At 74.5% G+C, this 26,983-nt stretch carries 21 protein-coding genes and 1 pseudogene; 10 read left to right on the top strand and 12 right to left on the bottom strand.

Annotation, left to right across the window (positions count from 1 at the left end):
* Positions 1-44: 44 nt before the first annotated feature.
* Positions 45-1,451, bottom strand: a pseudogene (locus EYB28_RS20585) (LLM class flavin-dependent oxidoreductase); the annotation flags it as partial.
* Between the two features lie 115 nt (positions 1,452-1,566).
* On the opposite strand from EYB28_RS20585, the gene EYB28_RS04860 reads away from it, so the two are divergent.
* From EYB28_RS04860 to EYB28_RS04850, 3 genes are all read left to right on the top strand, one after another.
* Positions 1,567-2,085 carry a MarR family winged helix-turn-helix transcriptional regulator gene (locus EYB28_RS04860; RefSeq protein ID WP_240930391.1) on the top strand — a complete coding sequence of 173 codons (519 nt, stop codon included), beginning with the start codon at positions 1,567-1,569 and terminating at the stop codon, positions 2,083-2,085.
* A gap of 160 nt (positions 2,086-2,245) precedes the next feature.
* Positions 2,246-4,186 (top strand): DUF6807 family protein, encoded by a 1,941-nt coding sequence (locus EYB28_RS04855; RefSeq protein WP_240930390.1) that lies wholly within the window; start codon positions 2,246-2,248, stop codon positions 4,184-4,186.
* A 46-nt stretch (positions 4,187-4,232) separates the two neighbouring features.
* Positions 4,233-5,411: a Gfo/Idh/MocA family protein gene (locus tag EYB28_RS04850; protein ID WP_166845326.1), complete on the top strand. Its 1,179-nt coding sequence runs from the start codon at positions 4,233-4,235 to the stop codon at positions 5,409-5,411.
* A gap of 76 nt (positions 5,412-5,487) precedes the next feature.
* Here the strand turns inward: EYB28_RS04850 and EYB28_RS04845 are convergent, their stop codons facing one another.
* The 4 genes from EYB28_RS04845 to EYB28_RS04830 all read right to left on the bottom strand — a co-directional run bounded on the left by EYB28_RS04845 (position 5,488) and on the right by EYB28_RS04830 (position 9,675).
* Complete coding sequence (locus EYB28_RS04845; RefSeq protein WP_166845325.1) at positions 5,488-6,837, bottom strand: Gfo/Idh/MocA family protein; 1,350 nt, start codon at positions 6,835-6,837, stop codon at positions 5,488-5,490.
* A 227-nt stretch (positions 6,838-7,064) separates the two neighbouring features.
* Positions 7,065-8,111 (bottom strand): ketoacyl-ACP synthase III, encoded by a 1,047-nt coding sequence (locus tag EYB28_RS04840; RefSeq protein ID WP_240930389.1) that lies wholly within the window; start codon positions 8,109-8,111, stop codon positions 7,065-7,067.
* 33 nt (positions 8,112-8,144) lie between these two features.
* On the bottom strand, positions 8,145-8,903 hold the full coding sequence (locus EYB28_RS04835; protein WP_166845322.1) for a SprT-like domain-containing protein: 759 nt from the start codon (positions 8,901-8,903) through the stop codon (positions 8,145-8,147).
* A gap of 25 nt (positions 8,904-8,928) precedes the next feature.
* Positions 8,929-9,675 (bottom strand): FadR/GntR family transcriptional regulator, encoded by a 747-nt coding sequence (locus EYB28_RS04830; protein WP_166845321.1) that lies wholly within the window; start codon positions 9,673-9,675, stop codon positions 8,929-8,931.
* A 181-nt stretch (positions 9,676-9,856) separates the two neighbouring features.
* On the opposite strand from EYB28_RS04830, the gene EYB28_RS04825 reads away from it, so the two are divergent.
* The 3 genes from EYB28_RS04825 to EYB28_RS04815 are packed head-to-tail and all read left to right on the top strand — an operon-like array spanning position 9,857 to position 12,953.
* The gene (locus EYB28_RS04825) at positions 9,857-10,675 is read left to right on the top strand and encodes a (Fe-S)-binding protein (protein WP_166845319.1); all 819 of its coding nucleotides are present in this window, start codon (positions 9,857-9,859) and stop codon (positions 10,673-10,675) included.
* Positions 10,672-12,234 (top strand): LutB/LldF family L-lactate oxidation iron-sulfur protein, encoded by a 1,563-nt coding sequence (locus EYB28_RS04820; RefSeq protein WP_205710840.1) that lies wholly within the window; start codon positions 10,672-10,674, stop codon positions 12,232-12,234. Before EYB28_RS04825 ends, EYB28_RS04820 begins: the two co-directional genes overlap by 4 nt.
* Positions 12,231-12,953 (top strand): lactate utilization protein C, encoded by a 723-nt coding sequence (locus tag EYB28_RS04815; RefSeq protein WP_166845317.1) that lies wholly within the window; start codon positions 12,231-12,233, stop codon positions 12,951-12,953. Before EYB28_RS04820 ends, EYB28_RS04815 begins: the two co-directional genes overlap by 4 nt.
* A 58-nt stretch (positions 12,954-13,011) precedes the next feature.
* Here EYB28_RS04815 and EYB28_RS04810 read toward each other — a convergent pair whose 3' ends face one another.
* Entirely contained in the window at positions 13,012-14,166 is a 1,155-nt protein-coding gene (locus EYB28_RS04810) for an endo-1,4-beta-xylanase (protein WP_166845315.1), read from the bottom strand.
* 185 nt (positions 14,167-14,351) lie between these two features.
* Between EYB28_RS04810 and EYB28_RS04805 the strand changes: the two genes are divergently transcribed.
* Complete coding sequence (locus EYB28_RS04805) at positions 14,352-14,972, top strand: uridine kinase (protein WP_166845313.1); 621 nt, start codon at positions 14,352-14,354, stop codon at positions 14,970-14,972.
* Between the two features lie 99 nt (positions 14,973-15,071).
* On the opposite strand, the gene EYB28_RS04800 is transcribed toward EYB28_RS04805, so the two are convergent.
* From EYB28_RS04800 to EYB28_RS04780, 5 genes are all read right to left on the bottom strand, one after another.
* Positions 15,072-17,477 (bottom strand): polysaccharide lyase 8 family protein, encoded by a 2,406-nt coding sequence (locus EYB28_RS04800; RefSeq protein ID WP_166845311.1) that lies wholly within the window; start codon positions 17,475-17,477, stop codon positions 15,072-15,074.
* 49 nt (positions 17,478-17,526) lie between these two features.
* A complete protein-coding gene (locus tag EYB28_RS04795) occupies positions 17,527-18,336 on the bottom strand; it encodes a sugar phosphate isomerase/epimerase (protein ID WP_166845309.1) in 810 nt (269 codons plus the stop codon).
* A gap of 61 nt (positions 18,337-18,397) precedes the next feature.
* Positions 18,398-19,324, bottom strand: coding sequence for a carbohydrate ABC transporter permease (locus EYB28_RS04790; RefSeq protein ID WP_240930388.1), 927 nt, complete (start codon positions 19,322-19,324; stop codon positions 18,398-18,400).
* 9 nt (positions 19,325-19,333) lie between these two features.
* The gene (locus EYB28_RS04785) at positions 19,334-20,305 is read right to left on the bottom strand and encodes a carbohydrate ABC transporter permease (protein ID WP_166845307.1); all 972 of its coding nucleotides are present in this window, start codon (positions 20,303-20,305) and stop codon (positions 19,334-19,336) included.
* Complete coding sequence (locus tag EYB28_RS04780; protein ID WP_166845305.1) at positions 20,302-21,594, bottom strand: ABC transporter substrate-binding protein; 1,293 nt, start codon at positions 21,592-21,594, stop codon at positions 20,302-20,304. Before EYB28_RS04780 ends, EYB28_RS04785 begins: the two co-directional genes overlap by 4 nt.
* A gap of 227 nt (positions 21,595-21,821) precedes the next feature.
* On the opposite strand from EYB28_RS04780, the gene EYB28_RS04775 reads away from it, so the two are divergent.
* Genes EYB28_RS04775 through EYB28_RS04765 form a run of 3 tightly spaced genes read left to right on the top strand, consistent with a single transcriptional unit; the run spans position 21,822 to position 25,404 of the window.
* The gene (locus EYB28_RS04775) at positions 21,822-22,973 is read left to right on the top strand and encodes a substrate-binding domain-containing protein (RefSeq protein ID WP_166845303.1); all 1,152 of its coding nucleotides are present in this window, start codon (positions 21,822-21,824) and stop codon (positions 22,971-22,973) included.
* Complete coding sequence (locus EYB28_RS04770) at positions 22,958-23,965, top strand: Gfo/Idh/MocA family protein (RefSeq protein ID WP_166845301.1); 1,008 nt, start codon at positions 22,958-22,960, stop codon at positions 23,963-23,965. Before EYB28_RS04775 ends, EYB28_RS04770 begins: the two co-directional genes overlap by 16 nt.
* On the top strand, positions 23,962-25,404 hold the full coding sequence (locus EYB28_RS04765; protein WP_166845299.1) for a sulfatase-like hydrolase/transferase: 1,443 nt from the start codon (positions 23,962-23,964) through the stop codon (positions 25,402-25,404). Before EYB28_RS04770 ends, EYB28_RS04765 begins: the two co-directional genes overlap by 4 nt.
* A gap of 27 nt (positions 25,405-25,431) precedes the next feature.
* Here the strand turns inward: EYB28_RS04765 and EYB28_RS04760 are convergent, their stop codons facing one another.
* A complete protein-coding gene (locus EYB28_RS04760; RefSeq protein ID WP_166845297.1) occupies positions 25,432-26,841 on the bottom strand; it encodes a sulfatase in 1,410 nt (469 codons plus the stop codon).
* Positions 26,842-26,983: the final 142 nt, after the last annotated feature.

Genomic DNA, 26,983 nt, shown 5'->3' with positions numbered 1-26,983 from the left:
CGCCCGTCGGCCGTGACGACCTCCGCGGCGACGACGTGGTCGATCGTCAGGCCGTACGTGCGGCCGAGGAAGCCGACGCCGCCGGCCGTGGCGAGCCCGCCGACGCCGACGCCGCCGTAGTCACCGGAGCTGATCGCCCAGCCGTGCGGGGCGAGGGTCTCGGCGACCTGGCCCCAGGTGGCCCCGGCGCCGACCCGGACGCGGCGGGTCGCCTCGTCGACGACCTCGACGGCGGCCAGCGCCCCGAGGTCGACGACGATGCCGCCGTCGTTGGTGGAGCGGCCGCTGATCCCGTGCCCGCCCGAGCGGACGCCGAGCGGTACGTCCTGGGTGCGCGCCCAGGTCACGGCCTGGGCGACCTCCGCCGCGGTGCGCGGGCGCAGCACGAGGCCGGGCGCGCCGGAGCGCAGGTAGTTGTGGCGGACGGCGTCGTACCCGCGGTCGCCGGGCTCGACGGCGGTCGCGGCCAGCGCGGCGGGCACGGCCCCGTAGTCGATGCCCGGCCGGCGCAGCGCGACGGCCCGCTCCCCGCGCCGGGTGGCGGCGGGGGCGGTCCCGGCGGAGGCCCGCTCGCGGGCGACCGCCTCGCGCACGGCCGGCGCGATCTCGTGGCCGTAGACCTCGATGAGCCGCGGGTCGTCGGCGGCCAGCACGAACGTGCCGGTGCCCTCGGTCAGCGCGAGCTCGGTGAGCTCGTCGACCCACTGCTCGACGGGCCCGCGGAGGTGGCCCTCGCGGCGCGGGGTGACCGCGCCCGCGACGTTCAGGAGGCGGCGCACCTCGGCCGGGTGCCGCCCGGCGCCCTCGGCGGCCTCGTCGATGACGGCGTTGCCGCGGGCGAGGTCGCCGTCCTTCAGGTACGCCAGGGACGGGAGCCATCCGTCGGCCTCGCGGCCGATGAGGCGCAGCATGCGGGGCTTGAGCGCGCCGAGCCAGATCGGGACGTCGTGGGCGGGTGCCGGGCCGCGCTTGGCCCCGGCGACGTGGTGGTGGGTGCCGTCCACCCGCAGCCCGCGCCGCTCGGTGGTGTCCCACAGGCCGCGGATGATCGCCAGGGCCTCGCCGAGGGCGTCGACGGACTCGCCCGGCGTCAGCCGGGTGCCGCCCATCCCGACGATCGGGTCCCAGAACCCGCCCGCGCCGAGCCCGAGGGCGGCGCGCCCGCCCGAGAGCAGGTCGAGCGAGGCGACGGCGCGGGCGAGCACGGCGGGCTGGCGCAGCGGCAGGTTGAGCACGTTGCCGGCGACGGTGACGTGCTCGGTCCGCGCGGCGACCCACGACAGCAGCGTCCAGGTGTCGAGGAAGGCCGGCTGGTACGGGTGGTCCTGGAACGTGACCAGGTCCAGCCCCGCCGCCTCGGTGACCTGCGCGAGCCGCACCGGCGCCTGCGGGTCGCGGTTGGTCGGGGTGAGGAACGTGCCGAAGGCCAGGTCGTGGCCGTAGTCCGTCATGCGGGACCTTTCGCGGGAGTGCCGCTCCCGCGCCCGGCGGGAGATCGTCTGCTGGACAGACGATATCAGCGACAACCCTTCTCGACGACCACGCATTCCGGGCTACGATGGCGGCGTGAGCACCACCCCGGCACGCACCGCCCCGGCACCCGGGGCCGCCGCGCACGACGGCGGCCGCGACCCGCTGGGCTGGCCGCTCGCCGCGCTCCTGCGCGAGTGGAGCGCCCGCGTCGCCGCCACCTGCGCCGAGCTGCCGCACGGCCCGCGCGGCTACGAGGTGCTCGCCGCCGTCACCCGCGACACCCCGCCCACGCAGGCCGCCCTCGCGTCCCGGCTCGGGATCGACCGCACCGTGATGACCTACCTGCTCGACGAGCTCGTCGGCGCGGGACTGGTCGAGCGCCGGCAGGACCCCGCCGACCGGCGCGCGCGCCGGATCGTGCCCACCGGGCTCGGGCGCGAGGTCCTCGCCGGGCTGGACGCCCGGGTCGCACGGGCCGAGGACGAGCTGCTGTCGGGCCTCGACGAGCGGGAGCGCGCGACGCTGCGCCACCTCCTGGAGCGCGCCGCGAGCGACGCCGCACCCCACGACGACCGCTGCGCCGTCGTCGCCCGCACCGTGCCCGCCGAGTGACGACCGCGCGCCGAGACTCACCCCGAGAAACCGGTTTCTTGGTGTAGAGTCGTCCTGTGCATCGGCGCGACGACGCGCCACCCGGGCAGGCGCCGTGCGCGGCACCCGTCCACGACGAAGGAGGGCTCCGTTGGCCGGGGTGAACGTCCGACCATCCGCCGTGACCATCGCGGACGTCGCGAACGCCGCGGGCGTCTCGCGCGCCACCGTCTCGCGAGTGATGAACGGGCGGCGCACCGTCGACCCGGCGATCACCGCGCGGGTGCAGGAAGCCGCGATCGAGCTCAACTACCGGCCCAGCAACGTCGCGCGCAGCCTGTCGATCGGCCGCACCACGACGGTCGCCCTGGTCGTGCCCGACCTCGGCAACCCCGTCTTCCAGGAGATCCTGCGCGGCGTGACGGCGGCCGCCGACGCCGACGACTACCGGGTGCTCGTCGCCGACACCGCCGAGGACCCCGCGCAGGAGGCCGCGATCGCCCGCGACGCACGCCGCCGCTGCGACGCGCTCGTGCTCGTCTCCCCGCGCATGCCCGCTGCCGAGCTCGACGCCCTGCTGGCCGACGTCGAGCCCGCCGTCGTCATCAACCGGGAGGTGGGGCGCCCCGGCGTCCCCAGCCTGGTGGTCGACTACGCCGACGCGACCCGCCAGGTCGTCGAGCACCTCGTGTCCCTGGGCCACCGGCACCTGGTCTACCTGGCGGGCCCGCGGCCCGCGGCGACGGACGCGGCCCGGCGCCGCGCGCTCGCCGACGCCCGCGACCGGCACCCCGGGCTGGAGATCGTCGAGGTGGAGGCCGGCAGCACCGTCGCGGCCGGGCACGCCGCCGTCGGCGCCGTCCTCGCGTCGCGCGCCACCGCCGTCGTCGCCTTCAACGACCTGGTCGCCTTCGGCCTGCTCGCCGCCCTGAACGAGGCCGGCGTCGCCGTCCCCCAGGACGTCTCCGTCGCCGGCTTCGACGACATCGACCTCGCCCGCTACGCCACGCCCGGCCTCACGACGGCGGCCGTCCCCCAGGACGAGCTGGGCCGCCACGCCTGGCGCGAGCTGCACGCGATGGTCGACGGCGTCCACCCCGCCAGCACCACCCGGTTCGGCGCGCACCTGCAGGTCCGGTCCAGCACCGGGCCCGTGCCCCGCGAGACCACGCGGGCGCACGTCGTCGAGGCCCCGCCGGCCGCGGCGACGGACGGGGCGACCGGGGCCGAGCGGGGGCCCGCCTGGACGTCCGAGGGCCCGGCGGGCGCCACCACGACGGTGCTGCGCCGGTCGCTCGACGGGATGCCGCTGGCCCGGTACGTCGACGGCTCCCGGCTGCCGACGATCCACTCGCCCCGGCCCTACCTGCACCCGCTGCACTCCCTCGCCGGGGTGCCGCTGACCGAGTCCGAGCCGGTGGACCACCGCCACCACTACGGCCTCGGCGTGGCGGTGCCCGACGTGAACGGCACCAGCTACTGGGGCGGGCGCACGTTCGTGGCCGACGCCGGGCCGACGCTCCTGGCGAACCACGGCCGGCAGGTCAGCACGGGGGTGACGATCGACCCCATGGCCCCGCACCAGCTGGTGGACACCCTCGAGTGGCGCGACGAGCACGGCGCGCCGCAGCTCGACGAGCGGCGCCGGATCGGGGCACGCCTGCTCGACGACGACGGCTGGGTGCTCGAGTGGCGCACCACGCTGCACGCGACGCACGGCCCGCTGGAGATCCGCTCCCCCGCGACGAACGGGCGCCCGGGCGCCGGGTACGGCGGCGTGTTCTGGCGGCTGCCGACGGCGGCGGAGACGACGGTCCTCTCCGCGGGCGGCACGGGCGAGGACGTCGCCCACGGCAGCACGTCGCCGTGGGTCGCGTTCGTGCAGCACCACCGCGACCGCGACGGCGAGCGCACGACGACGACGCTGCTCACCCAGACGTCGCCCGCCCGCCACTGGTTCCTGCGGGCGGCCGACTACCCTGGCGCGTGTCCCGCCCTGGTGTGGGACACGCCGCTGGTCGTCCCGGCCAGCGGGACGGTGGAGACGGGTGTCGTCGCGGCGCTCCTCGACCGCGAGCTGGACCTCGACGAGGCGGCGCGGCTCGCGACGAGCCTGCGCTGAGCCCCGACCCCGACGCCACGAACCGCGCACGACGGACAGGACGACGATGACCACCACCTCTGCCGGCCACACCTCCGACACCCGGAGGAAAGCGCTACCCCGCATCGCGGTCGTGGGGATCCACGGCCACGGCGCGTCCCACGTGCGGCGCGTCCTGGAGCTGGAGGGCGCGGGACAGGCCCTCCTGGCGGCCGTGGTCGACCCCCGCGAGCCCGGGCTCGACCACGCCGCCCGCGGGAGCGACGCCCTGTGGTTCCCCACGCTCGACGACCTGCTCTCGGAGGCGGGCCCGCACCCCGACGTCGTCGTGCTGAGCACCCCCATCCCGACGCACCTGCCGCTCGCCCGGGCCGCCATGGAGGCGGGGATGGACGTGCTCCTGGAGAAGCCGACGACGGCGTCGCTCGCCGAGCACACGGAGCTGGTCGCCGTCGCCGAGCGCACCGGGCGGCGCTGCCAGGTGGGCTTCCAGACGTTCGGCTCCCGCGCCCTGCCCGCGGCCGCGGACCTCGTCGCCCGCGGGGAGATCGGCGAGGTGCAGGGCGTGGGCGCCGTCGGCACCTGGGTGCGCACGGCCGCCTACTGGGGCCGGGCCCCCTGGGCCGGACGCCGCCGGCTGGACGGGCGCGACGTCGTCGACGGCGTCGTGACGAACCCGCTCGCGCACGCCGTCGCGACGGCCCTGCGGATCGGCGGCGCGACGCGGGCCGAGGACGTCGCGGCCGTCGACACCGACCTGTTCCGCGCCAACCCCATCGAGGCCGACGACACGTCGTCCGTCCGCGTCGTCGGCACGGATGGCACCCGGTACGGCTTCGGGCTCACCCTGTGCGCCCCCGAGCGCTCGCCCGCGCGGGTGCTCGTGCTGGGCACCCGCGGCGAGCTCGTGCTGGAGTACGAGCACGACCGCCTGCTGCTGCGCACCGACCGGCGCACCGTGGACAAGACCTACGACCGGGCGCCGCTGCTCGACGACCTGCTGGCCGCCCGCCAGGACCCGGACCGGCCGCTGCTGTGCGACGTGGCAGACACCGGGGCGTTCATGCGGGTGATGGAGGCCGTGCGCACGGGTCCCGACCCGGCACCGGTCGCGGGGTCCGCGGTCGAGTGGCGGGGCGAGGGCGACGAGCGCCGCCCCGTGGTGCACGACGTCGAGCGCTGGTGCGAGGAGGTCGCCCGCACGCAGCGCACCTTCACCGAGCTCGGCGCCCCCTGGGCTGGCTGAGCTGTGGGTACGAAGATGGCGAGAGATCGAGGTCGATCTCTCGCCATCTTCGTACCCACAGCTCGGGCAGGACTGGTCAGAGGTCGACGCCGAGGCCCAGGTCCGCGAGGCGCACCGGGTCGCCGGTCTCGAGCGACCGGTTGCCCGCGTAGCCGACGCCGGAGGCCCGCAGGCCGTCGACGAACCCCGCGGCGCGGCCCAGCGGGTCGGCCTCCGTGCGGCCGCGGAACACCTCGGCCAGGAGCAGGGTGTCGCCGCCGCCGTGCCCGCCGGGCCCGACCTCGACGATCGGCCGCTCCTCGGCACGCTCCCAGTGCCGCTGCACGACGAGTCGCTCGCCCTCGGGGCGAACGGTGTCCTCGCCGAACGTGGCGGTGAAGCTCGGGTCCACGGTGGCCTTGCCGTCCGCGCCGAAGACGACGGATCCCCGCTCGACGACCTCCAGCTCGGCGCGGCCGCGCGTGCCGTTGACGACCACCCGGTAGCCCTCCCAGGGCGCGCTGGCGGTCAGCGAGTAGGTGAGCACGGGTCCGCCGGCGTACTCGACGACGAGCCCGAGGGTGTCCTCGGTGGTGATGCCCGGGTCAAAGACGCTGCGGTCACGCCGGTAGCCGTCGTGCTCCTGGGCGTCGGCCCCGTAGAGCCGGTCCAGGTACGGGTCGTTGGCGACGTCGATCCGCCAGGGGTCCACGCCCTGCTCGTTCAGCGCCCGCTCCCCCGCGGTGGGCTCGTAGCCCGTGGCGTGGCCGGCGTCGTCGCCGTAGAAGCGCCGGCCGCCGCTGGCGAAGACGCGCTGCGGGACGGCGTCGATCCACCAGTTGACGAGGTCGAAGTGGTGGCTGGACTTGTGCACCAGCAGGCCGCCGTTGTTGGTCTTCTCACGGTGCCAGCGGCGGAAGTAGTCGGCGCCGTGCACCGTGTCGAGCGCCCAGTCGAAGTGCACCGACAGCACGCGCCCGATCTCGCCCGACGCGATCACCTCGCGCAGCGCGGAGTTTCGCGGCGCGTACCGGTAGTTGAACGTCATCGTGAGGTCGCGGCCGGTCTCGGCCACCGCGTCGGCGATCTGCCGCGCCTCCGCCGCCGTGGCGGCGATCGGCTTCTCGACGACGACGTCGACGCCGGCGCGCAGCGACCGCGACACCATGTCCGCGTGCGTGTTGTCCACGGACGTGACGACGACGCGGTCGACCCGCTCGACGTCGAGCGCCTTCTCCAGGTCGTCGGGGTGGAACACAGGCCGGCTGCCGCCGACCGCGGCGGCGACCTTCTCCTCGTGCACGGCGGCGCGCACGGGGTTGGGCTCCACCCACGCCACGATCTCGCCGTCCTCGGCGTGGTCGCCGATCAGCGCGTTCACGTACATCCCGGCCCGGTGCCCGGCGCCGACCACGGCGTAGCGCGTGCGGGGATTCTCGGAGGGCATCGTCGATCTCCTTGCGTCGGGGCCCGGGCGACGCAGCCCGGGAAGCGGTTTCCCGCCCCAGCATACCCGCCAGATGCCGCGCGAGAGACGGCGGTGCACCACCGGAGCGAGAGGGCGCGGTCCTCGTGTCGAGAGGCTGGATGGGTCTGGCGGGAGGTCGCGAGGAACGAGCGACCGAGTGGACGCCTCGCGACACGAGGACCGCGCCCTCTCGCGACCCCCGAGGGTTACCGCTCCGGAGTGAGCACGACCTGCCCCGCCCAGGTGAAGCCACCGCCGAAGCCGAAGAGCAGGGCCGGGGTGCCCGCCGGGACGTCGCCGGCGTGCCACCACTTGGACAGGCCCAGCGGGATGGACGCGGCGGAGGTGTTGCCCGACTCGGTGATGTCGCTGACCACGACGCGGTCCTCGAGCCCGAGATTCTTCGCCAGCGGCTCGATGATGCGCAGGTTCGCCTGGTGGGCGACCAGCACCCCGATGTCGTCCAGCGTCAGCCCGGACGCGTCGACGACCCGGCGCGCACGGTCGGCCGCCCGCGTGATCGCCCACTTGAACACCGCCCGCCCGTCCTGGGCGAACTTCTCCGCGGGCGCCTCGATGCGGACGGCCGGGGTCAGCTCGGGCTCCGAGCCCCACACGACCGGCCCGACGGCGGGCGCGTCCGCGGCCTGCAGCACCGCCGCGCCCGCGCCGTCGGCGGTGAGGATGCAGGTGCTGCGGTCGGTCCAGTCCGTGACCGAGGTGAGCTTCTCGGAGCCGACGACCACGGCGGTACGTGCCGAGCCGGCACGGATCGCCTGGTCCGCGATGCCCACCGCGTACGCGAAGCCGGAGCAGGCCGTGTTGACGTCGATGACGGCGGGCCCCACGACGTCGCGCAGGTCCGGCTCGTCCTCGCCCTCGGGGGTGCTGGCCCCGGGCTGCACGCCGGTGCGCAGCGCGTACGCCACCCGCCCGGCGGTGTTCGGCGAACGGTCGGTCGCCGTCGTCGTCGCCACGACGACCAGGTCGACGTCGGTGCCCGCGACGCCGGCGTCGGCAAGCGCGTGCCGGGCCGCCCCGGTCGCCATGTCCGCGACCGTCACGTCTTCGGCGGCCACGTGACGGGTGACGATGCCGGTCCGCGACCGGATCCACTCGTCGTTCGTCTCGACGAACCGCGCGACGTCGTCGTTCGTCATGACCTTCTCGGGCTGGTGGTGCCCCAGGCCGACGATCCGAGAGCCGGCGGCACCGGCAGGCAGCGTCAGGGCGGGGACGGTGGGCTGACTCATGGGAAAGATCATCCCACCGGCCCCGCCCCGGGTTCACCCGTGTGTCGGACGCTGGTCAGCGGCCGGCGCGACGGCCCGGGAACCTCGTGGTCGCGATCTCCCGCACGCCGGCCCCTCGCCTGCGACGACGTCGCCGGGGCGCTCGACGAGCCCGAACGGGACGGTGAGCACGCCCGCGGCGACGCGGAGGTGGAAACGCGTCCGGCCGCGCTTCACCACCTCCCCGACCACGCCCTCGTACCGCCCGGGCGCAGCCACCCGCAGGGTCTCGCCCACGCGGACCGACGCGGGGTCCACGACGGGCGCGCGCCGCGGCCCCGCGGGCTCGCCGAGCGCGGGCACGGGCACGCCCCGGTGCGTCCACGCCAGCAGGTGGCGTCGGTCGAACACGGGCGAGCACCGCCCGCACGCCTGCTCCCGCGCCGGGCGGCGGAACCGGGTCACGCGGTGGCCCGCCGGGCACACCCCCACCCAGTCGCCCTCCACCTCCGGGCTGCCCTCGCGCACGACGCGCCGCCCGCTCGCCCCGAGGCGCCGCGCCGTCGCTCGCCAGACGCGGTCGTGGCCGTGTCGCGCGCCCACGAGGGCGTGCGCGATCTCGTGCAGCACCACCTCGCGCACGTCCGCCTCGTCGTACAGGGCGGCCAAGGGCCCGGAGACGCTGATCTCCCGCCGGTCGTACCGGCACAGCCCCGCGCGCCGGCGGGCCCGGTCGAACCGGAACGACCACCCGCGCAGGCCGTGCTCGGCTATGAGTGCGCGCGCGAGCCGCGCCGCGGCGTCCAGGTCCATCGCTCTCCCCCGCGTCGCCCCGCGCTCACTGCGCGGCGGCGAGGCCCGTCTCGGCGTAGAAGCCCCAGATGTGCCGGTGCGCCGCGCGCTCCGCCCCCTCGGCGTCCCCGGTGGCCACCGCGTCGAGGATCTCGGCGTGCTCGCCGCAGAGCCGCACCGCCGTCGCCGACCAGGACGGCAGCCGCTCGGCGCCGTCCGCGACGTACGAGCCGATGGCGGACCGCAGGCCGCCGAGGATCGCCTCGACCAGCTGGTTCTCCGCGAGCCGCACCAGCTCGAGGTGGAAGTCCTGGTCGAGCGCGATGAAGTCACCCACCGCGAGCGCCGGGTCGTCCATGGCGGCCAGCAGGCGCCGTGCCTCGACCAGGCGCGCCTGGGGCACGCCGGGCGGCGTCGGCTCGTCGGGCAGGAGCGGCGAGGCCGCGACGACCCGGCCCGCGGCCTGGCGCATGGCCCACGTCTCGAGGGCCGCCCGGGTCGCGACGACGTCGCCGACCGGCAGCGTGCCGGTCGCGACGTGCAGCCGCACCGCGGTACCGAGGCCGGCCGCGGGGCGGTCGATGACGATCGCGCCGGCGTCGGGCCCGGAGCCGACCCCGCTGCGGACGATGCCCAGCGCCTCGAGGATGCGCATCGCCTCACGGACCGAGGGGCGGGAGACCCCGAGCTCCTCCGCCAGGGCCCGCTCACCGGGCAGGCGCGCACCGAGCGGCCACCGCCCGGCGGCGATGCCGTCCTCGAGGTGGGCCAGGACGCGTTCGTGGGTGCGCACCGGCCCAGCGTAGTCGCCCGGGCTCCCTGTGGCCTGACCTCATCGGGTACAGTCCTCGGCAGTGGTCTGGCCACACGTGCGACGGGGCACCGGCGTCCCCGTGGCACCGCCGGCCGGGCCCCGCCATGCTGGACCACGCCACTGCTGGACGAACCATCGAGCAGCAGCTCCGAGGAGTCGTATGCGTATCGCTCTCGCCGCCACCTGTCTCGCCGACACCCTCTTCCCCGGAGCGCCGCGCGCCACCGTGCGGCTGCTCGAGCGCCTCGGCCACGAGGTCGTCTTCCCGGCGGGGCAGGCATGCTGCGGGCAGATGCACGTCAACACCGGGTACTTCCGCGAGGCGGTCCCGGTGATCCGCAACCACGTGGAGACCTTCGCTCCCGTGGCTGACGGCGAGTGGGACGCCGTCGTGATCCCGTCCGGCTCCTGCACCGGGTCGGTGCGCCACCAGCACGGCATGGTCTGCCGCCGCGAGGGCCACGACGACCTGGCGACGACGGCGGAGGCGGTCGCCGCGAAGACGTACGAGCTGTCCGAGCTGCTGGTCGACGTGCTCGGGCTCACCGACGTCGGCGCCTGGTTCCCCCACCACGTCACCTACCACCCCACCTGCCACTCGCTGCGGATGCTGCACGTGGGCGACCGGCCCCTGCGCCTGCTGCGGGCGGTGACGGGCATCGACCTCGTCGAGCTCCCGGCCGCGGACTCGTGCTGCGGGTTCGGCGGCACGTTCGCCCTGAAGAACGCGGACACGTCGTCGGCGATGCTCGCCGACAAGACGGCGCACGTCCGCTCCACCGGGGCCGAGGTGCTCGCCGCCGGGGACATGTCCTGCCTCATGCACATCGGCGGCGGGCTGTCGCGGCAGTCGTCCGGCGTCGGCGTGCTGCACCTGGCCGAGATCCTCGCGTCGACCCGCGAGGACCCGACCCCGTTGCCGGCACACACGTTCTCCCGCGAGAGCAGGCCCGCGACGACCACGGAGGCGGCCCGATGAGCACGTTCCTCGGCCTGCCCGGCGTCCGCGGCCGGAACCCCGACGCCCCCGACGAGCCGTTCGGCCCCGTCCCGCACCCGGACACCCCGCTGCGCTGGGGCGACGCGTTCCCCGCCGCCGCGCGGCAGACGCTCACGAACGACCAGCTGCGCCGCAACCTCGGCCACGCGACGCAGGTCATCCGCGCCAAGCGGGCCTCCGTCGTCGGCGAGGTGCCCGACTGGGAGGCGCTGCGCGACGCCGGCTCCGCGGTCAAGGATCAGGTCATGGCGAACCTGCCCGAGCTGCTCCAGCAGCTCGAGGAGAACGTCACCGCACGCGGCGGCGTCGTGCACTGGGCGCGCGACGCGGCGGAGGCCAACCGGATCGTCGCCGACATCGCGAAGGCCAAGGGCGCCGACGAGGTCGTCAAGGTCAAGTCCATGGCCACCCAGGAGATCGGGCTCAACGAGGCACTGGCGGACGAGGGCGTCGCGGCGATCGAGACGGACCTGGCCGAGCTCATCGTGCAGCTCGCCGACGACATGCCGTCGCACATCCTCGTGCCCGCGATCCACCGCAACCGGTCCGAGATCCGCGACATCTTCCTCGCCCGCATGGGCGACGCCCCGCCCGACCTGTCCGACGTGCCGCGCGAGCTCGCGATGGCGGCCCGCGCGCACCTGCGGCGCAAGTTCCTGTCCGCGAAGGTCGCGGTGAGCGGCGCCAACTTCGCCGTCGCCGACTCCGGCACGCTCGCCGTCGTGGAGTCGGAGGGCAACGGGCGCATGTGCCTCACGCTGCCCGAGACGCTCGTGACCGTGATGGGCATCGAGAAGCTCGTGCCGACGTTCGACGACCTGGAGGTCTTCCTGCAGCTCCTGCCCCGGTCGTCGACCGGCGAGCGCATGAACCCGTACACGTCGATGTGGACGGGCGTGACGGAGGGTGACGGGCCGAGCGAGTTCCACCTGGTGCTGCTCGACAACGGCCGCACCGACGTCCTGGCCGACGAGGTCGGGCGCAGCGCGCTGCACTGCATCCGCTGCTCGGCCTGCCTCAACGTGTGCCCCGTGTACGAGCGGGTGGGCGGCCACGCGTACGGGTCGGTGTACCCCGGCCCGATCGGCGCGATCCTCACGCCCCAGCTCACCGCGTCCTCGGGCGGCGTGTCCGGGCACGACGACGTCAACGCGTCGCTGCCGTACGCGTCGACCCTGTGCGGCGCCTGCTACGACGTGTGCCCGGTGAAGATCGACATCCCGTCGATCCTCGTGGACCTGCGCGCCCGCGAGGTCGACGCGGACCGGTCGCGCCGCGGCACCGACCCGTGGGCGGCCGCGATGAAGGCGGCGTCGTGGGTGATGGCCGACGGCGGCCGGTTCGCGCTCGCCGGGAAGGCGGCCACGCTGGGCCGCGGCCTGGGCGGGCGGGACCACATGATCTCGACCGCTCCCCCGCCGGCCTCCGGCTGGACGCGGTCGCGGGACCTGCCCGCCCCGCCCGCGCGCACGTTCCGGCAGTGGTGGGCGGGCGAGCACGACGCCGCACCGGCCGAGCCCGAGGAGGACGCCCGATGACCGACGCCCGCACCGACGTCCTCGCCCGCGTGCGCGCCGCGCTGGGCGCCTCCGGCAGCGGCACGACGCCGTCCGGCCGGGTCGGCTCCCGTCCCCAGCCGGCGCCGGTGCCCCGGGAGTACCGCCCCGCGGGCGAGCACGCGCCGGGCTCCGCCGAGGTCCTCGACCAGCTCGTCGACCGGCTGGAGGACTACAAGGCGCACGTGCACCGCGTCACCGAGGCGGAGATCCCCGCGCTGCTCGCCGAGTTGTCAGACTCAGCGCGAGGTATACGCCGCGCAGAGCCTGACAACTCCCCGCGGATGGTGGTGCCCGCCGGGCTCGACGGCGCGTGGCTGACGGCGCTGGACGGCGTCGCCGAGGTCGTGCGCGACTCGCGCGAGGAGCCGCTCGCCGCGTCGGAGCTGGACGCCGTGGACGCCGTCGTCACCGCCGCACGGGTCGCGATCTCCGAGACCGGCACGATCGTGCTCGACGGCGCGCCGGACCAGGGCCGGCGGGCGATCTCGCTGGTGCCCGACGTGCACCTGTGCGTCGTGCGGGCCGACCAGGTGGTGCAGACCGTGCCCGAGGCCGTCAGGCTCCTCGGCGAGCACCCCGAGCGGCCGCTCACCTGGATCTCCGGGCCCAGCGCGACGTCGGACATCGAGCTCGACCGCGTCGAGGGCGTGCACGGCCCGCGCACCCTGCACGTGCTGCTCGTCCCGCCGGGCCCCTGAGCACGACGACGGCGGCGTGCGGGCCCGTGCCCGCACGCCGCCGTCCCGGTGACAGGTCCTACGAGCTCAGGCCCGGCGGCGTGCGCGGGGACGTGCCCGGCGTGGCGTCGGTGAGGCCGTCGAGCAGCGCGACGTACGACGGCTTCTTCTCGAAGTCCTCGGTCATGATCGTGGCGTAGCCCTCGTCGAAGACGCCAGGGACCCAGGACCGTCCGTCGTCGAAGCCCCAGACCGTGAAGCTGGTGCAGGCGGAGACGTTCAGGCACGCCTGGAGCAGCCCGTCGTACCGCTCGGCCTGCAGTGCGATCTGCTCGGCCGTCGGCTCGCCGTCCTCACCGAGGGGCATGCGGACGTCGGCCTCCGTGACGGCGACCTTCAGCCCGAGGTCGGCGAACCGCTCGAAGTTCGCCTGCATCGACTCGTCGAAGCCGTACTGGAGGCTGAGGTGGCTCTGCGCGCCGAAGCCCTGCAGCGGCGCGCCGTCGGCGAGCAGCTCCTGGGCCAGCGCGTAGTAGGCGTCCGTCTTGGCGTTGACGCCCTCGGCGTTGTAGTCGTTCATGAAGAGCAGCGCCTCGGGGTCCGCCTCGTGCGCCCACCGGAAGACGTCGCCGATGAGGCCCACCGGGTCGTCCGAGCACGCCGCGAGGAAGGGGTTCGCCTCGGTGCGCAGGCGCACGCCGCCGGCGTCCCACGTGTCCTGCATGACCTCGTTGACCACGTCCCACTCGTAGATCTCGCCGGCGTAGCGGCCGACGACGGTGCGGACGTGGTCCTCGAGGACGTCGCGCGCCTCGGCGCAGGTCCAGGTGGCGGCGGCGTCGGTGACCCACTGCGGGTTCTGGCTGTGCCACAGCAGCGTGTGCCCGCGCACCTCCTGGCCGTGAGCCTTCGCGAACGCCACGACGGCGTCCGCGCCCGAGAAGTCGTAGACGTCCGGCTCGGGGTGGATCTCCGCCCACTTCATGTCGTTCTCGGGCGTGAGCGAGCCGAACTCCGCCCCGAGGAGGCGCTGGAACTCGGTCGGGGCCTTGCGGTCGTGGTCGAGCAGCTCGTTCTGGCCCCACACGGCGCTGCCGATCTCGAGGTCGCGCGGCGCCTCGGAGCGCAGGGTGGGCCCGGACGGGTCGGCCTGGGCCGCGGGGACGGCGAGGGCGAGGACGGCGACCGCCGCCGCGACGCCGGCCGCCCTCGTCGTGCTGGTGGAATGGGACATCGTTGTTCCTCTCCGATCGGTTCCCGACGGCTCGGGCGAGCCGCCGGACGGGTCCGACGTGGCTGGAGGATAACGTTGTCGATAACGTTTTCGCAATGACTAGACCTGGGTGCCGAGGACAACCTGGCGGCCGTCACCGCCACGGGTGACGGCCGCCAGGTTGTCCTCGTGGAGAATGGTCACTCGTGTCCGAAGCCCTCTTCGACGTGCCGCCCGGCGCCCGCCGCCCGGAGCGCCGCATCGTCCTGCTCACGGGACCGTCCGGGTCGGGCAAGACGGCCCTCACCCGCCGCCTCGGCCTGCCGGTGATCAACCTCGACGACTTCTACCGCGACGTCGACCACCCCGGGATGCCGATGCGCTACGGCATCGTCGACTGGGACGACCCGGCGAGCTGGGACCGGGAGGGAGCGCTCGACGCGCTGCGCGATGTGGTCCGCACGGGGCGCGTCGACGTGCCCGTGTACGACATCCCGACGTCGCGGCGCACGGGGTCGGCCGTCGTCGAGACCGCGGGCGCGCCGGTCGTCGTCGCCGAAGGCATCTTCGCCGCCGAGCTCGTCACCGCCTGCCGCGCCGAGGGCTTCCTCGCGGACGCCATCTGCCTCACGCAGCCGCGGCTGGTGACGTTCTGGTTCCGGCTGCTGCGCGACGTCGCGGAGTCCCGCAAGCCGCTGCCCACGCTGCTGCGCCGGGGCTGGGGCCTGCTCCGCGCCGAGCCCGCCCTCGTGCGGCGGTGGACGGACCTCGGCTGCCGTGCCGCCTCCCCCGCCCAGGCGGAGCGCGACGTCCGCGCGCTGCTGTGAGCTGTCCGCGTCGGGTCGGCACTCCGTCCCCGGGTCGGCACACATTCCTGCCGACCTGGGAACGGAGTGCCGACCTGGCGGGCCGTCCCCTGCCCGCGGTCAGCGCACGAGCACGAACTCGATCGTCGTGCCCGCCGTGTCGCGCGTGTCGATCGTGAGACGCACACCGGAACCGTCACGCTCGAGCGTGACCCGCGCGGCGTCGGTGCCACGGACCCGGGTCGCCGCCGTGCCCGCGACCCGCAGGACGACCAGGTCCCGCGCTCGCGTCGGCTCGCTGACCGCCACGTGCGTGACGCCGGGAGTGTCGCGGACGAGCACGCACGCCGGCCCGTCGGTCGAGACGTCCTCGACGGCACCGGCCGCCCAGAACACCGCGGCCAGCAGGTGGCCCGGCGCGCGCACCGCCTGCACGCCGTCGTCGTTGCGCAGCACCTCGACGCCCGGCGAGCGCGCCGCGTCCGCCGTCTGCGTCGCATCCGCACCCGGGAGCACGGCGTACGCGTACCGGGCCCCGGCGACCGCGGCGCCCGCGCCGTGCGTGAGTGCGAGGGTGCCGTACTGCCGGCGGCGCGTCTCCCCCGTCCCCGCCGCGGTGGAGGTGTTGTTGCGCTGCCACGTGCCCGCACGTTCCTCGACGCCCGCGACCAGGTCCGCCCCGCCCTCGAGGACCAGGTAGCCGCCCACCCCGTCGAGGTGCGCCCAGCGCGCCCCGCTCACCGTCCGCTCGGTCGTGACCTCCGCGCCGTCGACCAGCAGCGTCCGGGGCGACTCCCCCAGGTTCCGGTGCTCCACGACCGTGCGGACCTCACCGTCGCTACCGGTGGCGATGTCGCTGCCCAGCGCGACCACGCGGTCCGGCAGCGTGATCCACACCTTGCGTGCCGTGAGCCCCGTGCCGCCGGGCCCGACCAGGTGCATGGCCGCCAGCCCGGCGTCCCCGAGGACGGCCCCGCCGGTCCACTCGTTGTCCGGGGTGCCCTCGCCCCACGTGCCCTCGGGGTTCGGCGGCAGCGGGGTGAGGTCGACGGTGGTCCCGGGCGGCGCGGTGAGGTCGGACGTCGCCCAGAAGTGGTCGTCGTAGTGGTCGTCGTCGTCCGCGAGGTAGAGGTACGTCATGCCCTGGCTCGTGCGGACGCCCTCGAAGTTCTCGGCGCCGGTGCCCTCGTGCCAGGCGATGCGGTCGGAGCACATGGCCACGGCCATCGCCCACGTGCCGTCGGCGCCACGGTGCACGAGCCGGTCCATCGCCGGGAAGTGGCGGGGGCCGGTGGGGTCGGCGACGGCGGGCACCGACGAGTGGAGCAGCTCGGTCACGAGGGCCAGGCGCACGATGTTCGTCGTGTCGGTGATGGTGGCCGCGTCGTCGGACTCGATCCACTGCCGGCACAGGCCACGCCACCGCGCTGCGGTGTCGGGGTCCGCCGCCTCGGCGAGCCGCAGCACGTGCTCGATCAGCAGGTTGCCGTCGTCGATGCTGCGCTCGGCGTACCGCGAGACCGCACGACCACGGACGGCGTCCATCATCTGGCCGTTGAACACGAACGGCGCGAACGACGCCTCCACGACGCCGGTGACGTTGCTCCTGCTCGGGTCGGTGACGTCGAACGACGAGCCGGCGAGCAGCGCGAACAGCTCGGCGAGCCCGCCCAGCAGCACGAGCCCGTAGGTTCCCGTGTACGGGATCGTCGAGTGCTGGACGAACGAGCCGTCACGGTAGAAGCCGTTGCCCTCGGTGACGTACTGCCAGGTCGGGCTGAGCGCGTCGACGGCGGCGCGGAGCAGCGTCGGGTCGGGCTGCACGATGGACCGGACGATGTACGCCTGGCAGATGTCGACCCGGTTGGCGCCCTCGGACTCCTGCACCCCGGACGGGTGGATCTGCAGGCGCGGGTCACGGTCCGGCAGGAAGTGGTCCATCGCCGCGCAGTAGTCGTCGACCTCCGCCTGCGAGAGCTCGTCGCGCACGATCGCCATGACGTTCGCGAGCGGCTTCGTCACGCCGATGAGCCAGGACCACCAGTTGCCCCACCAGCTCGTCCCCGGGTGGTAGATGGTCGAGTGCAGGTGGGCCAGACCGGTGGTGATGGTGTCCAGCACCTCGGCGGACGCCTCGTGCCGCGAGCCGGGCGTCGCCCAGGCGACGGCGAGCGTCTCGAGGCGCACGTAGTTCATGCGCATCTCGTTCGACCTCGCGATCTCGGTCGCGCCCACGGACCAGTCGTGGGAGGTGAAGAACCGTGTCGGGGTCGGGCTCACCTGCGCGAGCAGCCCGTCGGCGGCCCGGTCCAGGCGGCCGATCGCGTCGGCGAACGTCGCCGGCGACGCGGCGACGTTGGCGCGGCCGGTGAGCGCGTCGACCCAGCGGGCGCGCAGCGCCTCCGTCCCGGTGGCCCCCGCGGCGAGCGGTGTCGCCAGGGCGGGCCTGCCGAGATCGGCCAGCAGTGCGGTCGCGAACGCTGTGCCGCCGAGTCGCAGCACGGTACGGCGGGTGGTGACGAACATTCGAGCTCCTTCGGTCGATGTCGTGACAGGGAGAAGGGAAATGACGAGGTCAGCGAGGACTCGGTGGACCGGGCGTCACCCGCCCGAGGACATGGCTCCGGTACCACGCGGCGGCGGCCGGGAGCGCGACGTCGAGGGGCGCCAGGTGCGGGTGCCAGGCGCGCTCCCACTCGAACGACCACCAGCGCTCCCCGACGAGGGCCGCGATCTCGTCGAGCGGGACGGTTCCGTCGCCGAGGGGGGTCACGCCGTCCGGCGTGCCGTCCTTGAACTGCACGTACTCGAGCCAGGGGCGCAGCGCCGCGGCCGTGTGGTCCGGGGCCTCGCCGTCCCGCCACGGGTGCAGGACGTCCCAGATCGCGCCGCACGGGTGGCCAGGCGCCACGCCGTCCAGAGCTGCCAGGACGGCGCGGACGTCGGCTCCGCGCGGGTGCGAGTCGTGCGTCTCCAGCAGGATCCGCGGGCCGGCGGGGTCCGCGAGCGCCGCGAACCGGGAGAGCCGGGCCACCGCTCGCCGGTCCCCCTCCCGGCCCGCACCGGCGGCACCGGGGAACACGCGGAGCGCGCCCGCGCCGAGGGCGGCGGCCAGGTCGGCGTGCCGCCGCAGCGTGTCGACGACCTCGTGGTCGGGCCCTGGGTCGCAGACGCGGACGTAGCTCGCCACCGCGAGCACGGTGATGCCGGCGCCGTCGAACACGCCGCGGACGGCGGCACGACGAGCGGCGGGTGTCGCCACGTCGACCGGCTGGTCGGCGCCGGCGCGGAGCTCGACGCCGGCTGCGCCGTTCCGCAGCGCGAGACGGACGATCTCGTCGGGGCCGGCGCCGGGAGCACCGAGCGTGGAGAACGCGAGGGGCACGGTCACTCCTCCGTGCCGCGACGCGAGTGCCCGGCGGCGGCGCGTCGGCCGTCCGGGGCCGTCACTTGCCCATACCCAGCGTCAGGCCCTCGGTCAGCCGGCGGCCGAGCCACAGGTAGACCGCGAGCATCGGCAGGACCACGATGCACAGGCCGGCGAAGAGCCCGCCCCAGTCCGCGCCCGAGTACGTCTGCTGCTGGATGAAAGAGATGAGCGCGACCGGCAGGGTGTACCGGTCGGTCGACTGCAGCAGCGTGAGCGCCAGCAGCGTCTCGTTCCAGTGGGCGATCACCTGCAGCACGAAGGCGGTGAGGATGCCGCCCTTGGCGAGGGGCAGCGTGATGCGCAGGAACGTCCTGGCCGCGGTGAGCCCGTCGAGCGCCGCCGCCTCCTCGAGCTCGCGCGGCAGCGACCGGAAGAACGCGATGAGGAGGAAGACGGTGAACGGCATCGAGACGCCGATGTACACGAGGTTGAGGCCGACCAGGCTGTCCGTGAGGTAGACCGCGTTGAGCATCACGAAGAGCGGGATGACGATGACCTGGGCGGGGATGCCGAGCCCGAGCACGAAGTAGACCGTCAGCGAGCCGGTGAACCTGTTCTCCACCCGGGCCAGGTAGTACGCGGCGGGCGCGGCGAAGGCGACCGTGAGGAACGAGGAGACGACGGTCGTCACCACGCTGTTCATCGTGGCCGTCGCGAAGTCGCCCACGGTCCACGCCGTCACGAAGTTGACGGGGTCGAGGGACGTCGGCAGCCCCCACGGGTCGTCGAGGATGGAGCGGGTGTCGCGGAACGCCTGGACGACCATCCAGACCATCCAGGCGACGTTGAGGGCGACGAAGGCCCACAGCAGCACGAGGCCGGCGCCTCGCAGCAGGCCACGTTCGCGGCCGATCGCCGCGCCCCCGCGGCGGCGCCGGGGCACCCGTCGCGGTGCGGGGACGGGCGCGTGCGCGGCAGGCCGCGCGATGTCGGTGGTCGTCAACGTTCCTCCTCAGAACTCGACCGCGTCGCGCTTCATCACGCGGCGGAGCAGCAGCACGAGCACGGACACGACGGCGAGCGACAGCACGGCGGAGGCTGTCGCGGCGCCGTAGGCGGGCACCGACTCGCCGGAGAACGCGGTCACGAAGGTGTAGACGGCGGTGGTCCAGGTCTGCGTGGGCGGGATGCCCTGGCCGGTCGAGCCGCCGAAGACCCAGACGATCTCGAAGATCTTCACCGACGAGATGGTCCACAGGACGGCGCAGGTGCCGAACACGTCCCAGGTGAGCGGGAGGATCAGGTAGCGGAGTCGCTGGAGCGCGTTCGCCCCGGCGAGCGCGCAGTCCTCGTAGTAGTACCGCGGGATCCGGTCGACGCCGGCCATGAGGATCGTGGTGAAGTACCCGGTGGTGATCCAGGTCATCATCACCATGATCAGGGGGAACAGGTTGTCCTGCGCCAGCCAGGCGGGCGGTTCCTCGACGCCGAGCCCGCCGAGCAGCGTGTTGACGAGCCCGCCCGGGTTGAAGACGAAGCCGGCCAGCACCCCGAAGATCATCGCGTTCACCAGGTGCGGGAAGAAGATGACCGACCGGGCGACCTTGCGGCCCACCATGTCGCGCAGCACGAGCGTGAGCCCGAAGGCGATCACGAAGATGGCCGCGCCGACGACGAACAGCAGGAGCAGCGTGTTGCCGAACGACCTCAGGAACAGGTCGTCCGAGAAGAGGCGACGGTAGTTCCCGAGGCCGACGAGCTTCATGGGACCGGCGCCCGCCCACTCGTGGAGGCTGATCCACACCGCGTACACGGCGGGCCCGACGAAGAGCACCGTGTACAGGAGGAACGCCGGGCCGACGAACGGGACGAGGAGCCGCCGGCGCCCCCGGTCGACGGCGTTGCCGTGTCGCCGCGCGGGCGGCGCCGGGGCCGCGGTGCCGTCCTCGGCCGCGGGGCGCGCGGCGAGGGCCGTCGGGGTCATGAGCTCTGCTCCCAGTAGTCGGCCTGCCCGGCCTTCATGAGGTCGACGAACTCCTGGGCGGAGATCTCCCCGAGCACGAGCTTGTCGAGGGTCGGCCACAGGAGCTTCTCGGTGTAGCCGGGGAAGGTGATGCCGTCGTTCTGCCGGTAGTACCCGTCGGCGGCGTCGAGCGCGTCCTTGACGGTGCTCAGGTCGGGACTCACGGCGGCGTCGGACCGGACCGGGAGGACCCGCGCCTCGGTGCCGAGGGCGTCCTGGTACTCCTTGCCGAGGACGTACGCGGCGAGCTGCTGCGCGGCGTCCGCGTTCGCCGCCTTGCCCGGCACGGTGAACCCGATGAAGTCGGCACGCTGGGCCATCTCCCCGTCGCCGACCCGGGGGAAGGGGAACGAGGAGTACTCGAAGCCGTCCGCCGCGTACGAGGCGGTCTCGGTCGGGATCCAGCTGCCGTTGAACAGCAGCGCGGACTCGTTGTCGGCCCAGGCCTGCTGCTGCGCCGGCCACTTGCTCGCGTTGTAGCCGTCGACGAAGTAGTCCCCGTCGACGAGCTGCTGGACGAGCTCGGCGGCCTCGAGCGCCTCGGGCGCGTCCCACGCCGCGCCCGTCTCGTCGGAGGCGATCTCCTTGAGCGCCCCGGGCCCGCCGAGGCGCACCATCGCCATCGTGTACCAGTACGCGTTGTACCCGGCGACGTCGCCGTCGACAGCGAGCGGCGCCTGTCCGGACGCCCTGAGGTCGTCGAGGGTGTCGATGAACTCCTCCCAGGTGGTGGGCGGGGCGTCCACGAGCTCGGGATGGTCGGTGGCGTTGAACCAGATCGCGTTGCTGGTGAGCGAGTAGGGCAGCATCCAGGGCGCGTCGGCGCCCTCGACGGACAGCTCCTCGGCGTCGAGGTAGGTGCTCGGGATCAGCTCGGAGGCCGTGGTCCCGTCGACCTCGGCCGCGTACGCCTCGGTCAGCGCCTTCGCCTGCCCGGTCTCCGCGAGGACGGGGGCGAGCTTCGCGAACGAGCCGTCGACGAGGTCTGGCACGGTGTGCGTGTTGAGCGTGGGCACGACCTTCTTGACGTTGTCCCGCCCCTGCCACTGCACGTCCACCGTGATGCCGGTGTCCTCCTCGAAGTCGGCGATGGCGCGGGCGAGGACCTTCTGCTGCGCCTCGCCCTCCTTCCACATCGACCAGTACGTCAGGGAGTCGTTCGAGCCCTCGCCCGGGCCCGCGCACCCGCCCGCCGAGACGGCGAGCGCACCGCCCGCGACGAGCGCGGCGAGCGTTCGGATCTTCGCCATCGGTTCACCTTCCTGCCGAGAGCGGCACCTTCGGCCCCTCGAGTGGCGCCACTCTCACAAGGCCGAAAGTGAGCATTCAAGGAGTAATCCCGACCCCATTTCCTGCGGATTCCCCTGACGTGCGGGACCCATCGCCCGCGCCCGGGCACCGATCCGGGAAGTACTTCTTTATTCCTCTCTTCGCAGGCAACAGAATCAGCAGTGAGAGACAGGAGAAAGGGGTGCGGATGGCGGGCAGGAGAGAGGGCGCGGTCCGAGACACCGAGACCAAGGCGCTGAAGTTCGAGGCACTGGCGGACGAGCTCAAGCGCGGGATCATCGCGGGCACGTGGACCGCGGGACAGAAGCTCCCGACCGAGCAGCACCTCGCCGCCGAGACCGGGCTCTCGCTCACGACCGTGCGTCGCGCCTTCGACGAGCTCGTCGCGCAGGACCTCGTCGTCCGCAGGCAGGGCGCGGGCAGCTTCGTCGCGGCGCGCCGTCCGCGCGAGGAGCGGGCGCGCCGGCGCGTGGGCGTCCTCCTGCCGGACACGCAGCTGTACTACCCGCGGGTGCTCCAGGGGATCGAGGAGGGCCTGTCCGCGGCCGGCGCCTCTCTGCACCTGTCGACCTACCGGTACGACCCGTCCCTCGAGGACGGCAGCATCGAGTTCCTGCTGGACGCCGGGGTCGACGGCCTCCTGCTGGTGCCGACCCTGACGACCATCGAGGACCCGGCCGGGCGGGCGCAGCAGCTCATGGACCTGCCGGTCCCGGTCGTGCTCCTCGAGCGCAGCCTCATCGACGCCGGGCCGGGCGACCGCACGGAGCACGTCTGCTCCGACCACCAGGGCGGCGCCTACGACGCTGTCCGCCACCTGGCCGCCCTCGGCCATCGCCGGGTCGCGCTGCTCACCCGCGACCACGGCCCCACGGCGCCGGCGGTGGTGCTCGGCTACCGGCACGCCGTCGCCGATCTGGGGCTGGCCGTCGACCTCGAGTTCGCCCAGGTCAAGGAGGCCTGGTCGGCCGACTCCGCCGAGGCCGCGTGGGCGCGGCTGCGCGACTTCGAGGCGACGGCGGCTCTCGTCTTCGGCGACCGCGAGGCGACCCTGCTCCAAGGCGCGATCCGCCGCGCGGGGCTCTCCGTGCCGGACGACATGGCGCTGGTCTCCTACGACGACGAGACCGCCGACCTCGCGGAGGTCCCGCTCACGGCCGTCTCGCCGCCCAAGTACCGGGTCGGCCGCATGGCTGCCGACGTGCTCGCGCGGCGGCTCGTGGAGCGGGACGACTGCCCGCTGCACCAGATCCGGCTCCGCCCCCGCATCGTCGTGCGCCGCTCGTGCGGCACCGGCGGGGCGCCATCGCACGAAGGAGGACCATGCGTATCGGACTGATCGGCGCGGGCGCCGTCGCCGGGTTCCACGCGACCGCCGCGGAGGTGCTGGACGGCACCGCGCTCACCGCCGTCTGCGACCTCGACGAGGCGGCGGCGCGGCGCGCCGCCGCCCTCGCCCCGGGCGCCGCGGTGTTCACCGACCACCGCGCCATGCTCGACAGCGGCCTGGTCGACGGCGTGATCGTGAACACCCCGCACGCGCTGCACCTGCCCATGGCGCTCGACGCCGCCGACCGCGGTCTGCACGTGCTCGTGGAGAAGCCGATGGCCACGACGGTGGCGGACTGCGAGACCATGCTCGCGGGGTGCGCGGACGCCGGCGTGTCGCTCGCGATCGGGCACATCCAGCACTTCTTCCCCGACAAGGTCGCCGCCCACGACCTCGTCGCCTCGGGCGGTCTGGGCCGGGTCGTCATGGTCCGCGACCACCGGAGCACGGACTACCGGCCGGGCACGCGCCCGGACTGGTTCTTCTCGCCCGAGGTGTCCGGCGGGGGCGCGCTCATGAACATCGGCGGGCACTGCCTCGACCGGACGCTGTGGTTCGGCGGCGGCCGCGCCGTCGAGATCTCCGCCTCGACCGCACACCGCTTCGGCTCGGCCGTGGAGACCGACGGGGTGATCTCCCTGCGTCTGGACTCGGGCGTCGGGGCGTCGATCGCGGTCGTGAGCGACCCCCCGACCAGGGTCGACCGCCTCGCCGTCGTGGGCGAGCGCGGGGTCCTGGAGGCCGGCCCGAGGACGGGCGTCGCGGTGCAGGTCGACGGGCGGCGACGGGTCGTGCGAGAGCCCGAGGAGGGCGACATCCAGCGGGCGTTCACGGCCCAGCTCGCCGACTTCCTGGCGGTCGCCGACGGCGCCGAGCCCTCGGTGCCGCTCGCGCACGCCCGGCACGTGGTCGAGCTCGTCGTGGAGAGCTACCGGTCGGCGGCGGGGGGCGCCGCGCGGCGCGTGCCCGAGCGCTCCCCGGTAGGGAGCTCCCCGCGATGAGCGGGAGCCGCACCGGACCGGGTTCCCGACCGAACCTGCTGATGATCGTGAGCGACGACCAGGGGCCCTGGGCGCTGGGCTGCGCGGGCAACCCGGAGATCCGCACGCCCGTGCTCGACGCTCTCGCGGACGGCGGCACCCGGCTCGACCGCTTCTTCTGCGCGTCCCCCGTGTGCTCGCCGGCCCGGGCCAGCCTGCTCTCCGGCCGCATCCCGTCCGCGCACGGGGTGCACGACTACCTCGACGGCGCGCACTCCGGCCCGGCGAGCACCGACTACCTCGCCGGCGTCCTGACGTTCCCCGACGCCCTCGCCGAGGCCGGCTACCGCCTGGGCATGTCCGGCAAGTGGCATCTCGGGGCGAGCGACGTGCCCCGTGCCGGGTTCGTGCACTGGTTCGCCCTCGACGGCGGCGGCAGCCCGTACCGCGGAGCGTTGATGCACCGCGACGGCGTCCCCGAGCGGGTGGACGGCTACCTCACCGACGTGATCGCCGACGACGCGGCGGGCTTCCTCGACGACGCGGCCGGGCGCGACGACCCGTTCTTCCTGGCCGTGAACTTCACGGCGCCCCACAAGCCGTTCGCCGGACAGCACCCCGCCGAGTACACCGAGCCGTACCGCGACTGCGCGTTCGCGTCGTGCCCGCAGGACGAGTCCCACCCGTGGCAGCCGACCGTGGACGGCGTCCCGATCGGCGGCGAGGCGGACGCCCGAGAGGCCCTCGTGGGCTACTTCGCGGCCGTGACCGCGATGGACGCGGCGATCGGCAGGATCCTCGCGCGCCTCGACCACCACGGCCTGGCGGACGACACGGTCGTCGTCTTCACGAGCGACAACGGGTTCAGCTGCGGGCACCACGGCATCTGGGGCAAGGGCAACGGCACCTTCCCGCAGAACATGTACGACGAGTCGGTGATGGTGCCGTTCCTCGTCCGCGGGCCGGGGATCGCCGCCGGCGCGGTCCACGACGACCTGGTCTCGGCGTACGACCTGCCGGCCACGCTGCTGGACCTGGTCGGGCTCGACGCGGCCCCGTTCGAGCGCGGCCCGGGGCGGAGCGTCGCGGGGCTCCTGCGCGGGACCGCGCCCGCGGCCGCGCGGGACGTCGTCGTGCAGAACGAGTACGGGCCGGTGCGGATGATCCGTACCCGCGACCGCAAGTACGTCCACCGGCACCCGTTCGGGCCGCACGAGCTCTACGACCTCACCGCCGACCCGGGGGAACGTGTGAACCTCGTGGACGACCCGGGGCGTTCGGCGGAGGTGGCAGGGCTCCGACGCCGCCTGCACCGCTGGTTCGCCGAGCATGCCGACCCCGCGGCGGACGGCGCGGCGCTGCCGGTGTTCGGCGCGGGGCAGGTCGCCCCGCTCGGCGACGACCCGCTGGGCGCCTTCGCCCCGCCCGCCTGGGACGGGTTCGTGGGCGACCCCGCCTGACGGACTGAGAGCCCGCCCGGCGGGCACTCAGGCAGCGACGTCGAGGGCGCGGCGGAGCGCGGCGACACCTGGCCAGTCGTCGCCGTCGTCGGCCAGCCGGGTCAGCAGCCGGCGCGCGAGGACCCTGACCGCGGGGTGGCCGGGGTCGCTGCTCCGCTCGTACGGGTCGGCGACGAGGTCGTAGAAGTCCACGGCGAGGTCGCGGCCGGGGTGCCAGGTCGCGACGAGCTTGTGGTTCCGGGTGCGCAGCCCGCGCGCCGCCGTGGGGTCGCTGCGCGAGGCGTAGCGGTAGTAGACGGCGGCCGGGTCCGCCGTGGGGGCACCGCGGCCGGTGAGCGCCGCCGAGCGGTCCGCCCCACGCATGGCGGCGGGGACCGCCGCGGAGAGCCCGGCGAGACCGAGGAGGGTCGGCGCGACGTCGAGGGAGCCGACGAGCTCGCTGGACGGGCCGGCGGGGATCCGGCCGGGGCAGTGCAGCACCAGCGGGACGCGCATCGACTCCTCGTACGGCACGTTCTTGTACAGCAGGCCGTGGCTGCCGAGCTGCATGCCGTGGTCGGAGGTGAGCACGACGATCGTGTCCCGGCCGGTCCCGGCGTCCGCGAGCGCGTCGACCAGCCGACCGACCTGGTCGTCGACCCCGGTGACGGCGGCGAAGTAGTCGCGGGCGATCGCCACCGCCTCGTCGGCCACGGGCGTGCCGCGGGGCACGTTCGGACGGGCCAGCAGCTCGTCCGCGGCCCGTGCGGCGTAGCGGGCGCGGTAGCGCTCCGGCACCTGGTCGAACGGCTGGTGCGGCGGGTTCAGCGAGACCATCAGCGCGAACGGCTCCGCCGCGCCCGCGGCCCGCGTCACGAAGTCGATCGCGACGTCCACCTCGTGCTCGGCCGACCACCGGTCGACGTCGAGCCGCTCGGACCGGGCGGCGTCCCCGACCCAGTAGTGGGGCGCGAGGTGCCGGTCGGCCGCGCCGTAGGCGTGCCAGAAGTCGAAGCCGAAGCGCCGCTCCGGCGGCGACCACGCGTCCCACACCTTGCCGTCGTCGCGGCGTCCCTCGCCGTGGTGCTCGTCGGCCGCCACCGGCGGCTCGAGGTGCCACTTGCCCACGTACCCCGTGCGATAGCCGTGGTCGCGCAGCACGCTCGCCCACGTCGGGAGCCCGTCGCGCAGCCCGACGCCGTCCGCCGCCGTCTCGGAGTTCACGTTGAGCGTGACCCCGTTCTCGGCGGGCGGACGGCCGGTGAGGAACATCGCGCGGTGCGGGCTGCAGACCGGGTAGCTGCTCACCGCGTGGGTCACGCGGCACCCGGTCGCGGCCAGCCGGTCCAGCCGCGGCGTCGCGACGGGGTCCGTGGCGGCCGGGTCGGCCGCCGTGCCGACCGCCGCCGCGCGGAGCTGGTCGGCCATCACGATCACGAGGTTCGGCGGGGCTCCCATCGGCCCTCCTTCCGGGGCTGCGGTACGTCGAGGCGAGTCAACGCGGGGGCGAGAGGAGGAATCAACACCCGATCGGGATCCGGAGGGTCGTGGCCCTCCGGGAGCAGAAGTCACACGACCGTCACCTGGCGGTGACCGCCAC

This window comes from Isoptericola sp. BMS4 (assembly GCF_011634835.1).
In the GTDB taxonomy this organism is placed as follows: domain Bacteria; phylum Actinomycetota; class Actinomycetes; order Actinomycetales; family Cellulomonadaceae; genus Isoptericola.
The sequence above is the reverse complement of the archived record's forward strand: the minus strand, read 5'-3'. Positions and strand labels throughout refer to the sequence as shown.

What these genes read in the sequence shown, in the direction of transcription:
- EYB28_RS04850 (WP_166845326.1), top strand. Translation starts at nt 4,233, where the DNA reads ATGACCACCACCTCTGCCGGCCACACCTCCGACACCCGGAGGAAAGCG.
- EYB28_RS04845 (WP_166845325.1), bottom strand. Translation starts at nt 6,837, where the DNA reads ATGCCCTCCGAGAATCCCCGCACGCGCTACGCCGTGGTCGGCGCCGGG.
- EYB28_RS04840 (WP_240930389.1), bottom strand. Translation starts at nt 8,111, where the DNA reads ATGAGTCAGCCCACCGTCCCCGCCCTGACGCTGCCTGCCGGTGCCGCC.
- EYB28_RS04835 (WP_166845322.1), bottom strand. Translation starts at nt 8,903, where the DNA reads ATGGACCTGGACGCCGCGGCGCGGCTCGCGCGCGCACTCATAGCCGAG.
- EYB28_RS04825 (WP_166845319.1), top strand. Translation starts at nt 9,857, where the DNA reads ATGCGTATCGCTCTCGCCGCCACCTGTCTCGCCGACACCCTCTTCCCC.
- EYB28_RS04820 (WP_205710840.1), top strand. Translation starts at nt 10,672, where the DNA reads ATGAGCACGTTCCTCGGCCTGCCCGGCGTCCGCGGCCGGAACCCCGAC.
- EYB28_RS04815 (WP_166845317.1), top strand. Translation starts at nt 12,231, where the DNA reads ATGACCGACGCCCGCACCGACGTCCTCGCCCGCGTGCGCGCCGCGCTG.
- EYB28_RS04810 (WP_166845315.1), bottom strand. Translation starts at nt 14,166, where the DNA reads ATGTCCCATTCCACCAGCACGACGAGGGCGGCCGGCGTCGCGGCGGCG.
- EYB28_RS04800 (WP_166845311.1), bottom strand. Translation starts at nt 17,477, where the DNA reads ATGTTCGTCACCACCCGCCGTACCGTGCTGCGACTCGGCGGCACAGCG.
- EYB28_RS04785 (WP_166845307.1), bottom strand. Translation starts at nt 20,305, where the DNA reads ATGACCCCGACGGCCCTCGCCGCGCGCCCCGCGGCCGAGGACGGCACC.
- EYB28_RS04780 (WP_166845305.1), bottom strand. Translation starts at nt 21,594, where the DNA reads ATGGCGAAGATCCGAACGCTCGCCGCGCTCGTCGCGGGCGGTGCGCTC.
- EYB28_RS04775 (WP_166845303.1), top strand. Translation starts at nt 21,822, where the DNA reads ATGGCGGGCAGGAGAGAGGGCGCGGTCCGAGACACCGAGACCAAGGCG.
- EYB28_RS04770 (WP_166845301.1), top strand. Translation starts at nt 22,958, where the DNA reads ATGCGTATCGGACTGATCGGCGCGGGCGCCGTCGCCGGGTTCCACGCG.
- EYB28_RS04765 (WP_166845299.1), top strand. Translation starts at nt 23,962, where the DNA reads ATGAGCGGGAGCCGCACCGGACCGGGTTCCCGACCGAACCTGCTGATG.
- EYB28_RS04760 (WP_166845297.1), bottom strand. Translation starts at nt 26,841, where the DNA reads ATGGGAGCCCCGCCGAACCTCGTGATCGTGATGGCCGACCAGCTCCGC.